General features: G+C 30.3%; 14 protein-coding genes and 1 pseudogene. 5 read left to right on the top strand and 10 right to left on the bottom strand.

The genetic code is table 11. The annotated features are described in order from the left end of the window. Positions 1–348: pseudogene (locus BN350_RS21045) on the bottom strand (glycoside hydrolase family 32 protein); the annotation flags it as partial. A gap of 123 nt (positions 349–471) precedes the next feature. On the opposite strand from BN350_RS21045, the gene BN350_RS15225 reads away from it, so the two are divergent. Further along, on the top strand, positions 472–945 hold the full coding sequence (locus tag BN350_RS15225; protein ID WP_044600379.1) for a GyrI-like domain-containing protein: 474 nt from the start codon (positions 472–474) through the stop codon (positions 943–945). Here BN350_RS15225 and BN350_RS15230 read toward each other — a convergent pair. The 3 genes from BN350_RS15230 to BN350_RS15240 form a co-directional block, all read right to left on the bottom strand. Then, positions 926–1,570, bottom strand: coding sequence for an HAD family hydrolase (locus tag BN350_RS15230; RefSeq protein ID WP_028044368.1), 645 nt, complete (start codon positions 1,568–1,570; stop codon positions 926–928). The genes BN350_RS15225 and BN350_RS15230 overlap by 20 nt on opposite strands. A 74-nt stretch (positions 1,571–1,644) precedes the next feature. Continuing rightward, positions 1,645–2,985 (bottom strand): MATE family efflux transporter, encoded by a 1,341-nt coding sequence (locus BN350_RS15235; RefSeq protein ID WP_028044369.1) that lies wholly within the window; start codon positions 2,983–2,985, stop codon positions 1,645–1,647. Then, positions 2,978–3,409 carry a MarR family winged helix-turn-helix transcriptional regulator gene (locus BN350_RS15240; protein WP_231385302.1) on the bottom strand — a complete coding sequence of 144 codons (432 nt, stop codon included), beginning with the start codon at positions 3,407–3,409 and terminating at the stop codon, positions 2,978–2,980. Before BN350_RS15240 ends, BN350_RS15235 begins: the two co-directional genes overlap by 8 nt. A 237-nt stretch (positions 3,410–3,646) precedes the next feature. On the opposite strand from BN350_RS15240, the gene BN350_RS15245 reads away from it, so the two are divergent. Next, a complete protein-coding gene (locus BN350_RS15245) occupies positions 3,647–4,438 on the top strand; it encodes a PD-(D/E)XK nuclease family transposase (RefSeq protein WP_028044371.1) in 792 nt (263 codons plus the stop codon). 60 nt (positions 4,439–4,498) lie between these two features. On the opposite strand, the gene BN350_RS15250 is transcribed toward BN350_RS15245, so the two are convergent. Together BN350_RS15250 and melB are read right to left on the bottom strand one after the other, a co-directional pair. Further along, complete coding sequence (locus BN350_RS15250) at positions 4,499–6,709, bottom strand: alpha-galactosidase (protein ID WP_028044372.1); 2,211 nt, start codon at positions 6,707–6,709, stop codon at positions 4,499–4,501. Next, positions 6,690–8,129 (bottom strand): melibiose:sodium transporter MelB, encoded by a 1,440-nt coding sequence (gene melB / locus BN350_RS15255; RefSeq protein ID WP_028044373.1) that lies wholly within the window; start codon positions 8,127–8,129, stop codon positions 6,690–6,692. The genes BN350_RS15250 and melB overlap by 20 nt, the downstream gene beginning before the upstream one ends. A 313-nt stretch (positions 8,130–8,442) precedes the next feature. Between melB and BN350_RS15260 the strand changes: the two genes are divergently transcribed. Next, complete coding sequence (locus tag BN350_RS15260; protein WP_028044374.1) at positions 8,443–9,189, top strand: carboxymuconolactone decarboxylase family protein; 747 nt, start codon at positions 8,443–8,445, stop codon at positions 9,187–9,189. A 29-nt stretch (positions 9,190–9,218) separates the two neighbouring features. Here the strand turns inward: BN350_RS15260 and BN350_RS21720 are convergent, their stop codons facing one another. Further along, complete coding sequence (locus tag BN350_RS21720) at positions 9,219–9,350, bottom strand: hypothetical protein (RefSeq protein ID WP_261797228.1); 132 nt, start codon at positions 9,348–9,350, stop codon at positions 9,219–9,221. Positions 9,351–9,444: 94 nt separating this feature from the next. On the opposite strand from BN350_RS21720, the gene BN350_RS15270 reads away from it, so the two are divergent. Together BN350_RS15270 and BN350_RS15275 are read left to right on the top strand one after the other, a co-directional pair. Next, positions 9,445–10,170, top strand: a complete 726-nt coding sequence (locus BN350_RS15270; protein ID WP_028044375.1) for a copper homeostasis protein CutC — start codon at positions 9,445–9,447, stop codon at positions 10,168–10,170. Between the two features lie 75 nt (positions 10,171–10,245). Beyond that, a complete protein-coding gene (locus BN350_RS15275) occupies positions 10,246–11,136 on the top strand; it encodes an ROK family protein (RefSeq protein WP_028044376.1) in 891 nt (296 codons plus the stop codon). A 26-nt stretch (positions 11,137–11,162) separates the two neighbouring features. Here BN350_RS15275 and BN350_RS15280 read toward each other — a convergent pair whose 3' ends face one another. The 3 genes from BN350_RS15280 to BN350_RS19470 all read right to left on the bottom strand — a co-directional run. Next, entirely contained in the window at positions 11,163–12,026 is an 864-nt protein-coding gene (locus BN350_RS15280) for an AraC family transcriptional regulator (protein WP_028044377.1), read from the bottom strand. Between the two features lie 2 nt (positions 12,027–12,028). Beyond that, entirely contained in the window at positions 12,029–13,174 is a 1,146-nt protein-coding gene (locus BN350_RS15285; protein ID WP_028044378.1) for a C39 family peptidase, read from the bottom strand. A gap of 149 nt (positions 13,175–13,323) precedes the next feature. Next, positions 13,324–13,792 (bottom strand): fibronectin type III-like domain-contianing protein (locus tag BN350_RS19470; protein ID WP_044600380.1); only part of this gene is annotated, 469 nt, incomplete at its 5' end.

Here is a 13,792-nt window from a genome sequence, read left to right on the forward strand (position 1 = left end):
TTGACTTGCGATTAAATCATCATCACTATATTGAACATGAATATACTTAGGATTTTCTTTAGCATAACGAATAGCTGTATAATAAAGATACATCTTATTATTATATTCTATAGCAGAACCTGAAAAACAGCCATTACGATCAAAGTATTGAGATGGATACAAAGCAATAGGCAGATGTTCAAACTGAACAAGGTCATCACTCACGGCGTGTCCCCAATGCATTGTTCCCCATTCACAAGTATACGGAAAATGCTGATAAAAAATATGATATTTTCCCTGATAATAAATTAATCCATTTGGATCATTCATCCAATTCTGTGGTGGTGTAAAATGTAATTTTGGTTTCATAAATTGATTCTCCTTTACTATACTTTTATGTTACCATAAACTTTTCTCTACTTTAATAAAAATTATATAAAAACTTGTTTTTATGTTAGAATAGTATTCGTTAAACTTGGGGGAATAAAAATAATGGACTATAGAATAGAAGAACTTGAGGCATTTATAGTTGTTGGTCAAGCCATTCAATTAATGAACTCACAAAAACATAATATTGAATTATCAAAAAGATTCTGGAAACAGTTCAATCAAAACATCAAAAAAGCATATTTGTTCCAAGGATATCATTGGACAAAATATGCATTTATGATAAGAAGAAATAATCAACTTTATTATTACTGTGCATTACCAGATCAGGGAAAAGTTCCTGAACATTTCTTTAGACAAAATATTATCAAACAAAAGTATCTTGTCTTTGAACATATTGGTCATATGAATAATATCTATACAACATATAATCATATTTATTTAGAAGTTATTCCTCATTGTCCTTACCAAGTGAATAAAGAACATTTTTTGCATTTTGAAAAATATGATTTTCGTTTTCATTGGAATCGTCCTGATTCAATCATTGAAATATGGATTCCTATTTTAGATATTCAATAACATCTTCTAATGAATCAACAATCTTTGTTACCTTTGATGCATAATCTGGTTCTGGATATTTCATATCTGGTACACAAATCACATCAATACGCCCATTATATGCTGCAAGAATCCCCGCTTCACTATCTTCTAAAACAAGTGCTTCCGATGGTATAACACCTAACTTTTGACATGCTGTTAAAAAGATTTCAGGATCAGGTTTACCATGAGTGACTTCATCTCCACAAATACTATCATCAAAGAATTCAGCAATACCAGCATTTTTTAAAATCTCATCTACTCTTAAACGAGCACTAGATGTTGCCACAATTGTTTTATATCCATTATCTTTAAGATATTTCAATAACTTATCAAGACCCTTTTTCTTTGGCACATGTTTTCTTAGACTCTCATCTATCCAAACATGTACATCATCCCATACTTCAGTCATTGGAAAATCATCTCCATAATGATCAGTAAAAACTTTACAAATACCTGCCTTATTCTTTCCTAAACAATGTCTATATAATTCTTCAGTAAAGTCATCATGCCCTAACATATGAAGTTTTTTTACATACTCATTATAAGTGACTCTTTCACTATCAATCATTAAACCATCCATATCAAATATTATTGCTTTTTTCATCTCTTATACCTCCACTTTTTCATCATAACAATTTTACTAATAAAAATCTATGTTTATTCAAATTATAAAATTATTTATGATGGTAAATGTTTCCTCATAAATGAACGAAATGCAAATGTATTGGTAATGGTTGTGATGAGATCAGATATTGGTTCTGCTAATATAACAGCATATATACCATAAGGGAATAGATAAGGCAATACATAAATCATTGGTATTAATAAGATAATCTTACGATAAAATGCAAAGAAAAATGATCTTTTGCCAAACCCTAAAGATGTATAAGTTTGCTGATATGTAGAATTGGCGCCTAAAATAATCATACCAAAAACATAAACTCTTAACATTTCACTGCTTAATTTGATAAGTGCTGGATCTTTAGCAAATAGGCTCACAAATATTGTTGGAAAGATTTCCATTGTTAAAACACCTATAATAGAATAAGCTAATGAGACTTTGATTGCTAATGACACTGTTTCTTTAACACGATGATAATGTTTGGCACCATAGTTATAACTAATGATAGGCTGAGTCCCTTGAGCAATTCCCTCCATTGGTAAGAGTAATATTTGTGACATAGACATTAATATAGTCATAGAACTCACTGCTAAATCACCACCAAAGAATAGTAACTGACGATTAAATGAGACTTGCAATATACCTTCAGTAGAACTCATAAAGAATGGAGAAAATCCCAATCCTAAAACTTTCTTCATAATATCTAAATCTAGTTTTAAATATTCTTTCTTTATCTTGATTGTTGATTTTTTTCCTAATAAGAACTTCATAACCCAAATACAAGATATGAACTGTGAAATGACAGTTGCTATGGCTGCTCCAGCAACATCCATATTAAAAACAAATATAAACAAAGGATCTAAAATAATATTTAATATTCCACCAATCAATAATGTCATCATGCCATATTTAGCAAAACCTTGAGCATTAATAAAATAATTTAATCCAACACTCAACTGCACAAAAACTGTTCCTATTAAATATATATTCATATAATCCATTGCATAAGGTAAAGTATTAACGCTTGCTCCAAACAACAACAAAATATCTTCGCCAAAGAAAAATAATACAATCATTATTATCACTGATGAAATTAATAAACTCATCAAACAATTTCCTAAAATCTTCTCAGCAACATCTTCTCTTTTTTCTCCTAGTTTAATAGAAGCAAGTGGTGCTCCACCACGTCCAAATAAATTGGTAAAAGCTGTAATAATAGTAATAATTGAAGCACATAATCCTATACCAGCAATAGCTAATGCCCCATCAGGTAATCTTCCAATAAATATACGATCAACCATATTATAAATCAATGTTGTTAATTGTGCTAAGATTGAAGGTAAAGCAAGCGACCATAATAATTTTGATACTTTTTCATTCTCTAATCTTTCATTCACACTTTCCACCTCCTAAATTCTGATATACACGTCTAAGCCAATAATGATACTGCTCAACTTCATCTTCACTCATACCCTTATAAGCCATCTCTTCAAAACACTTTTGTATAGATTGGATTTCTTTGATCAATTCTTCTGCTTGTTTTGTCACTTTTAGAATATTACAACGTCTATTGATAGGATCAATATCTCTTTTAAGATATTTTTTTGAAACAAGTTTTTCAATAGCAATCGAAACATGTCCTTTTGATATTCCTCTAATATTTACGATATCTTGAGCATGATTATATTCTGGATTATTTGCTAAAAAAGCTAATACATCTATTTCTACTTGCGTTATTTGATAATTCTGAATCATTCGTTCAAACAATGAATTATATTTTTTTATAATATATGGATGAATTGCAAATGTAAAAGTTTTCATTATTTATCTCCTAATAGTTTATTTTTAAACAGTTCTATAATAAACCAATTAACTATTTCTGTCAATATATAAATAAAGTTGTAAATAAAAAAAGAAAAATGAAGTTTTTTTGCGTATATATATAGTGAGGAGGTTATTTTATCTTTGGTTTTATTTATCATTGTTATTTACTATAAGCAATTATCATGATATATTATCCTTAGATAGCCTCCCTTGTTTTGAAAGTGAGGTGAATCAATGAATACTGCTTTGTCTTGTGAATATCTTGACTCTATTTTAAGTCTTAGGCTTATTGATGATGATTTTATGGATATCATCTTTAATGACAGAGATTGTCTTGAACTTCTTCTTAGTATTATCTTCAACAAGCCTGTCTATGTTATTGCCTTTTCTACTCAGTATATGATGAAGAATCTTCATGGCAGAGATATTCGCATTGATGTGTTTGCCAGAACTCTCGATAACCATTACATTAATGTCGAGGTTCAAAGAAAGAATGATGGTGCTCATCCCAAAAGAGCCAGATATCATCACAGCATGATGGATGCCAATATATCTTTTCCGTCACAGGAGTGGAAGAAAATACCGCCAGTTTCCGTTATCTTTATTACTGAAAATGATGTATTAGGAAAAGGACTGCCTATCTATCACATACATAGGACAATTGACGAGACTGGAGAATATTTTAGCGATGAAGAAACAACCATCTATGTTAATGCAAGCATACGGGATGAAACACCATTGGGATTGTTGATGCACGATTTCATGTGTAGGAACTGTGAGGATATGCATTATGAAGTTTTAAGAAGAAAAGTCCGCTATTTTAAGGAAACAGAAGGAGGGATACAGGAAATGTGTGAAATCTTTGATGAAATCAGAAATAAAGGAAAAGAAGAAGGTCGATTTGAAGAAAAACTTGATACAATTCAAAAACTCATCTCAAAAGAAATGACATTTGAAGAAGTCATGAGTTTACTGGATATTCCTATAGAAAAACAACAACACTTTAGGAAACACATTGTTATGTAATACAATGAACTGTTTCTATGAGAAGGGAAATAAAGCAGAGGTGCACCCCTCTGCTTTATTTTATACTTGTAAAATATATAATCTAGATAAATAATCTCCTTCTCCATCTTTGTTTTCGCCACATGAACTATCACTTGTCATTAATCCAACATTCATTAACTCATCTCCATAACAATCAATATTATGGATAGAAACATGATATTTCTTATTTGGATCTAATCCCATCAATTGAACACGACGGTATCCTTGATTAACTTCTTGTAATGGACGATAGTAACCAACAATAGCTGTATTCTGATCTTGAGAAACAACCATCCATACTGTTTCATTTCCTTCAAATGGACTTTTGAGACGATAGAAAGTACCAAATTGAATAACTTCACGATACTTTTTCATAAATTGAACTTGTTCTAAAATCTGTTGCTGTTCATCAGAAGATAATTTGCATAAATCCAATTCATAACCAAAAGTTCCAAAATAAGCAACATCTGCACGTGTTTTTAATGGTGTATTTCTAAATACTTGATGATTAGGAATGGCAGAAACATGTGCACCCATACTAGATATTGGATAAACCATAGAAGTCCCATATTGAATTTTTAAACGTTCAATAGCATCAGTATCATCACTTGTCCAACATTGTGGCGCGTAATACAACATTCCTGGATCAAATCTTGCACCACCACTTGCACAAGATTCAAAAAGTATCTCTGGGAAGTTTGCTGTTAACATATCATAAAGATGATAAACTCCTAAAATATATTCATGCATCACTTTTCCTTGATCTTGAGCATTATGTACTGATGAATAAACTTCACTCATACATCTATTCATATCCCACTTTATATAAGTAATATGTGATTCCTGAATAACTTTAGCCATTAATCCATAAATATAATCAACAACTTCTGGATTAGAAAAATCTAACACATATTGATTACGTCCGTGAGAAGTATGTCTATTTGGTGTTTCAAAAGTCCATTCAGGATGTGTTCTATAAAGATCAGAATCTTTATTTACCATTTCTGGTTCAAACCATATACCAAAATTCATTCCCAAATCTATTATCTTTTGAGATAATCCACTTATACCATTTGGCAGCTTTTCTAAATTTGGATACCAATCACCAAGTCCTGCATTATCACTTTGACGTTGTCCATACCAACCATCATCCAAAACAAACAATTCAATTCCTAGTTTTTGAGCAGTTTTTGCAATATTAACTAGTTTATCTTCATTAAAATCAAAATATGTACCTTCCCAGTTATTCACTAGAATAGGTCTTACTTGATCTCTATATCGTCCTCTAGCTAAACGTTTTTGATAAAGTTTGTGATAAGTTTGTGACATGGCATTTAAACCATGACAACTATATACCATAACAACCTCTGGTGTTTGGAAAGATTCTCCTTGATTTAATGGCCAAGTAAAAGCATGAGGATGAATTCCCATAGTCACTCTTGATACATGATATGTATCAACTTCAACCTGTGCTAAAAAATTACCACTATAAACCAAACTAAATCCTAACACCTCTCCATCATATTCATTACAATTTTCTCTTTTTAATGCAATAAATGGATTAAAATTATTACTTGAACAACCTCTCAATGAATAAATAGATTGTATTCCATGTTCTAATTTTCTATTCCTTATGCTTCTTTCTCGTGACCAGGCTCCTGTTAATTCAATCATTTCATATTCCATATCTGGTAAGTCTATAGACATACTCATTGCCTGATTTAAAACGAGTTTTTGTGTTCCACAATTTTCAATATATGCATTTCTTGTTAGAACAGATAAGTTTTCATAAATAGTATAACTTAAGATAATTTTTGTCTCTATAACTTCATCGTATAATGTTACCAATAATGTTGTTGCTTCCTGATTATCTTCAACATATGTTGCAGGTAAATTCTTTAAAGATGGTTTCCCCATAATAATTTCATGACTTTGATATATAAAATGAACAATATGACTTCCATTTTCCTGTAAGATATCTATTGCTGGATGACGCATATCACCAGATCCATAAGATGGATATTCCTGTTTTAAATGTTCTAAAGAAAAAGTCAAATCACCTTCAATTGCACATGCTGCCATAGGTCTTGCTTTCATTTCACAAAGATGATCAAAATTCTCATGATCATTAATTCTTTTTCCATAATATAATTGCCCTAACTGCTGATTTTTCATAACCTTTATGATATAACTGAAATATTCATTATATAAATGAAATGTTTGTGTTGATTTATGATATTGAATTGGCATAGTTATTCTCCTTTAATTCTTCTAAAATATTTCTTTCTTGATTATCATCGTCAATAATAATTCTATTTCTTTTTTGAGCTAGAGTATTCATCATATTTGTTAAATATTCTCCACTTAATTTATAGTACTTTTTATATATGATAAAACTAATCACAACAAATATCATTGGTAATACAATCATAATGATACGCATTCCATTCATTGTTGTAAGAGATTGAGCTGCATCTGGAATATAACCCGTTGCATCCAATGCAAAACCAGTAAACAACGCTCCCATTGCTGAGGCAAATTTAACCAATAAAGTTTGAATAGAGAAAATCACTGATTCATTACGTGTTCCTAATTTATATTCTCCATAATCAACAACATCAGCTAAGACAACAGTCACTGTTCCTAATTGTAACCCCGAACCCAATTTAACACAGATTCCAGCTATCGCAGTAAGGATATAATTTTGAGGCATGAATATTCCTGTTAAACATAATACAATCAAACCAACAACAGGTATTCCACTTGCGAGAGCATAGACCTGTTTTTTTGTAAGATACTGAGCTAATCTAGGAAAAATAAGTAATCCAAAGATTTCAGCAAAACCTGCAAACATTGTAAATACTGAAAATAATGCTTTATTTCCTACAACATAAATAAAATAATATGTTTGTACACCACTTATGCAGTTCATTGCAAAGTTAAATGTTAATATGACTCCAATCGCAACCAATAATTGGTCATTTTGTTTAATTAATTGAAGAACTTGTTTAAAAGATGTTTTCTCCTGTTTTTTTACTTCTACACGGTCTGCTGATTTGACATTCAAAACTGTAATTCCAACTGTTACAACAAAGACAATAGCAATTAACCATGCAAAATTTGTAAAACCTGCCTGTGCATTACCTTTTCCTAAAAAATCCATAATCTGTAATCCAAAACCACCAACTAGTAAAGAACCACCAATAGATGCAAAAATTCTAGGAATAACTGCGACTCTATCTCTTTCTTTAGGATCAGATGTTAAATTAGGTAACATAGACCAATATGGAATATCCATAATTGTATAAGTCATTCCCCATACGATATACATGACTGTCGCAAAGATATACAACGATGTTCCTGATAATCCCCAGTTTGTAAATAAACAAACCAATATTACTGCATTAACAATTGTTCCAATAGCCAACCAAGGTCTAAACTTCCCCCATCTTGTATGCGTATTATCAACAATCATTCCCATACCTAAATCATTAACAGCATCCCAAAACTTAGCCAAAAAGAACAAAGTTCCAACAAAAGCAGCTGATAATTTTAATACATCTGTAAAATACAACATACAATAAGTAAAGATAATCCCACAACACATATCTTTTCCAATTGCACCAACACCATAAGAATACTTTTCTTTAAAAGATAACTTCTCATTCATAACATAAACTCCCTTTCTTTAATCATTCTATTTATATAATGAAAGCGCTTTTCATGATTGAATTATAACATCTGTTTCGATTAAGAAAAGTATCCTCTGTTTAACAAATATGTCCAAATGTTAGATTATCATAAAAAGAACGAAATACTTTCAATCCTTCAAAACCAATTTATAAAGATTATTTATCATTTAGACATATCTATGCAACATCTAGAATTATGCTTAAAAAACATGATCCTTTATTCATCATAAGTATTAGACATTCAAGATATTGAGAAGTAAAATAAAATTATCAAAAGAAGGAGAATAACATATGGACAGAAAGACAAAAGCGAATAACCTCTATCAAAAATTATATGGTCAACAAGATGAAAACAAATACGATCAAGAATATCATGATATTATGAAGAATTATATTTATGGTGATGTCTATCAGCATGGGAACTTAGATGAACAATTAAGAGAACTTATCTTAATTGTTGTTTCCACAACAAATCATACATTAAAAGTTCTTAAAAAACATATACATGCTGGAATACACGTTAACTTATCACCTATTATGATGAAAGAAGCCATTTATCAATGTACACCTTATATTGGCTATGGAAAAGTTGATGAAGCATTAGTTGTTTTAAATAAAGTATTGGAAAATGAAAATATAGATACTCATTTACCATCACAATCAACTGTTAAAGAGGACACTCGTTTTCAATCAGGATTTGATGTTCAATCGGCTGCATTTGGAAAGGAACATATTCAATCTGGTCATGACAATGCCCCTAAAGAACTCAAACATATACAAAATTATCTATCTGAATATTGCTTCGGTGATTTTTATACAAGAAATGGTCTTGATTTAAAAACAAGAGAGTTATTAACATTTATCATGTTAGCAACTCTTGGTGGTTGTGAAAACCAATTAAAGGCACATACTCAAGCCAATATAACTGTCGGTAATACACGTCAACTTTTAATTGACACCATCACACAATGTCAACCATATATCGGTTTTCCTAGAACCTTAAATGCCATTGCGATTATTAATGAAATAACTCAATAGAAAAAACTATGATAGATTTATCATAGTTTTTAATTTCCTCCTGGTCCATCTTGTCTCTCTCTTTCATCTGGATAATATTTAAGATTGTTGTTGGTCCATTGATTGTTATAAGCTGTCTTTTTTGCTTCGGTTTGTTTCTTTTTCTTTTTTTCTTGAGACATATTTATCACTCCATTACTAATATGTGTGAGTTGATAAAATATATACTCTTTTTCTTTTATTTTGTATTATAATAAAAATGGTAGGTGATTATTTATGAAATATCAAGTTGAATTTTTTTGTGGCAGTTATTATGATGCGAAACAAGCTGAATATGGTGGTGCATCAAGAATACTTTTGAGCCATCATAACTACCAATATGGATTAACTCCTAGTATTGGTGAGTTTATAAAAACAAAAGAGAATACAGATTTAGAAATTATTTGTATGTTAAAACCTCGAACCCATGGATATTGTTATCATGATGATGAAATAGAAACAATGTTTTTAGATGCAGAGATTTTATTAGATAATGGAACAAGTGGTATTGCTTTTGGTTTTTTAGATTTTGAGAAAGATATTGATATTAAACAAACAAAGAAAATGATAGATTTGATACATTCATATCATAAGAAAGCTTTTTTTAATCAGGCTATTAATTTTGTTGATGATATTGATTATGCAATGAACATTTTAATAACATTAGGCATTGATGGAGTCTATACAAAAGGATTACAAAAAGACATAATCTTAGGTAAAGAAATGATAAAATATTTACAATCTGCTTATGGAGAACATTTAGAAATTATTCCTATGTATAGCCTAGACCTAGAGCCAATACAATACATGAAAAATACAGGTTGTTATATCATTCAATGCCTTTGTTTAGATGATTACCTTGATCCAAGTACTAATAATGAGAATTTAGCAGTCAGCTGGGAACGTGTTGAAAGCATAGTTAAAGATATTGAAGAAGATATCTATGATTTTGAACTGACATAATTTATTTTCATATGAGAAATACGATTTCATCTTATGACATATTATAGTATAATATCATTAATGGAGGGAAAATATATGGAATATCTTGTTTTAGATGTAGGTGGAAGTGCTATTAAATATGCACTCATGAATGATGATTTAGAAATGTTGGAAAAAGGAAAAGTTCCTACACCAAGTGAAAATTTAGAAAGTTTTAAACAGGCTGTTCATGATATTTATGTGCAGTATAGTGATAGAGTTGATGGATTAGCTATGTCATTACCTGGATTAATTAATAGACATACGCATAAAGTACAAGTTCCAGGGGCACTTGGTTATAATTTAGATGTAGATATTGTTAAAGAGTTACAGTCAGTTACAACTGACAGATTAACAATTGAAAATGATGCCAAATGTGCAGCTCTTTGTGAAGTAGAACATGGTAGTTTGAAAGGAACAGAAATTGGTGATGTTTGTATTATTGGTACTGGTATTGGTGGTGGAATTACTATTGGTGATAAAGTATTCACTGGAACACATGGATTTGCTGGTGAGTTTAGTTATTTATCTGGAGACTGGACGAAGCAGGATGGTTTTGAAGGAAAATGGGGATATGATGGCAGTGCACTTAAATTATCTGCTATGATAGCAAGAGCTGTTGGTGAAGACCCTAAAGAATTTGATGGTTTAAAAGCTTTTGAATATTGTAATCAGGGTGATGAACGTGCTTTGACTGCATTAGAGGCTTATTGTGATGTTATTGCGATGGGGTTATTCAATATTCAGGCAACTGTTGATCCTGATAAGATAGCTATTGGTGGTGGTATTAGTCAACAACCAATTTTACATGACTATATTCAAAAATCACTAGATAAGTTATATGAAAAAATGCCAATTCCTATTCCAAGAGTACAAATTGTTCCATGTACTTATCATAATGATTCTAATTTAATAGGTGCCCTTGACAATTATAAAAAAGTATATTAAAAAACAGGTTTTATGAGAACCTGTTTTTATATTTTATGGGGATCTTCTGTTCTTGTCCCTTCTTTATCTAACTGGTATTGTTTACGATATTCTTTAGGAGATATATCATGATATTGTCGAAAAGCTTTAGAAAAAGATAATTGATTGGCATATCCGCATGAGAAAGATATTTGATTAATTGTTAAATCACTATTCACAAGTAATTCTTCTGCCTGATTCATTCGATATCTTTTAATAAACTCCTGAGGAGATAGATGTAAAAATTGTTTGAAAAGTGTTGTTAAATAACTCCTATTAATAGAAAGATAATCAGCAATTTCTTGAACAGTAATGACATTTTGATAATTATTTTGAATATATTCTAAGGATTTTTGGACATAGGAATTATCACTTTGATGATTCTCTTCTTTATAAGTCAGATTTGCACTCTTCATTAAGTATGATAATAAACGAAAGAATTCTCCTTGAATAAACATTTCATTACTATAACTGAGTTTATAATGAGCTAACATAGATATCATAATTTCTCTTATTTCATCAATATACCCACATTGTACAACAAGATTATTATGATGAAGATGACAGTGTTCCAAATAGAGTTCAGCTTTCTTTCCATCAAAACCAACCCATGCATATGTCCATGGGTCATCTTTGTCTGCCTGATAGTAAGTTACAACTTGTGGCATAATCAAGAAAGCATCGCCTGCCTGAATATGATAAACTTTATTATTAATATGGTATTCACCTTTCCCTGACAAACAATAATGAATCAAATAATGTTGTCTTACAGCCGGTCCATATGAATAACCTGGCGTACACTCCTGCATACCACAAAACTTAACATACAAATCTTCAAATGTTTTGTTTTTAACTTCTAATGATGAATACATAATTATTCCTCCACAACCATAGCATACTTCATTGCATCAAAAGCAATTTGAAACTGTTCAAAAGAGACTTCTGTTAATTCCCTATTTGCTGGATCTTTAATATAAAAAACTTTTTTATCTTGATCATATCCACTAACCAACACAATATGTAAGTTACTTGGAGCTTTTCCAAAGTAATAATTCTCCATATTTGGTGCATGGAAACCTCCTGTTACCCATGCTATAACAGGATGATCACTGGCAATCTCATCCATAATTTGATCAATATCACTACCGGATATATCTCTCATTTGGGCATACTGATAAGTAGCAGATATCAAAGCCTGTGGAAAGATTGTATAATATTCATTTATTTGTGTTGATCTTGAAAATGGATCTCCTGAAAATCCTTCATAAGGTGTATATGATTGAGGAATAGATCCAATAAATGAACGAATATCAGTGTTCATTTTTTTCTTATACTTTAATGCCATATACAAGGATGTCGCTTCACATCCATTTGGTGCATCATAATCCATTTGATTGTAATAGGTGATATTAAGAACTTTTCGTGCTGGGATCTGATATATCACTTTATCTTGAACTTTAACTGTAATATTTCTTGATTTACGCTGTCCTGATCCCCCTGATGTTTCAGTTGTTAATACAGTGGCTTGATAATCACCAACCTTATTAAAATTGACTTGAGATGTATCAATATTTCTATATTGCATATAATAAGGTGCTTTCACAGTGTAAAACTTATCAAAATTAAAATCACTATCCCCTTTTTTAACTGCAATTGTATTTGGTCCTAATATAATAGGATCAAGTGTACTCACAACATTAATTTTAAAATCTACAGATTCATCAAAATATTGAATAGTGCATAAATATGTTCCTACATTTTCATATTGATAAGACGTTTTATTATTTGACATAACTGTTGGTAATTCTTCCACCGTCATATCAGCTTTTTCTCTTATACTATTGATTTCATCATCTGTCAATTCAGATAAATCTAAATAACATAATGGTTCTTTTACTATAGCGTTACCCAATTCAACATGAAAGTCATTATATTTGAGTTTAAGAACATTCTCTGCTTGATGACATCCACTTAATAATAAAATCATCAAACATAAACATATATTTATAAGTTTTTTCATAATATATTATCTCCCAGCATATATCTAATATAGTTTCATTATATTAGATAATCTTTCAAGAGAAAAGGTTTTTCACATAATAGATAGTTTTCACAATATATATCATATCTAAAACATAACATAATTGCCTTATAAACAAGAAAAGAGTCCTAAGACTCTAATGTAAACAATAATTTTTGTTCTGTTGAACTATCGTGGCCGATAAAGACTTCAAAATCTCCTGGTTCACTATCGTATTGATAATCTTTTCTCATAAATTTTAACATTTCATTATTAATTATAAACTCTACTGTTTTTGTTTCATGTGGTGCTAAATGAATTTTTTGGATTCCTTTTAATTCTTTAATTGGTCTTACCACTGAGCCAACTAAATCTCTAATATAGAGTTGGACTGTTTCCACACCTTCTCTTTCAGATATATTTGTTACTTCTATAGAAGCTTTAATTTGTGTATCAACAGTTAATGTTGTTTGGTCTAATTTTATGTTATTATACTCAAACTCACTATATGATAAGCCATAACCAAAACAATAGTAAGGATCATTAGGAATATCAATATAACGAGATGTAAAACGTTTACTGTGAGAACTTGTTAAAGCTGGGCGACCTGTTGAATGC

This window comes from Candidatus Stoquefichus massiliensis AP9 (assembly GCF_000455285.1).
Taxonomy (GTDB): domain Bacteria; phylum Bacillota_I; class Bacilli_A; order Erysipelotrichales; family Coprobacillaceae; genus Stoquefichus; species Stoquefichus massiliensis.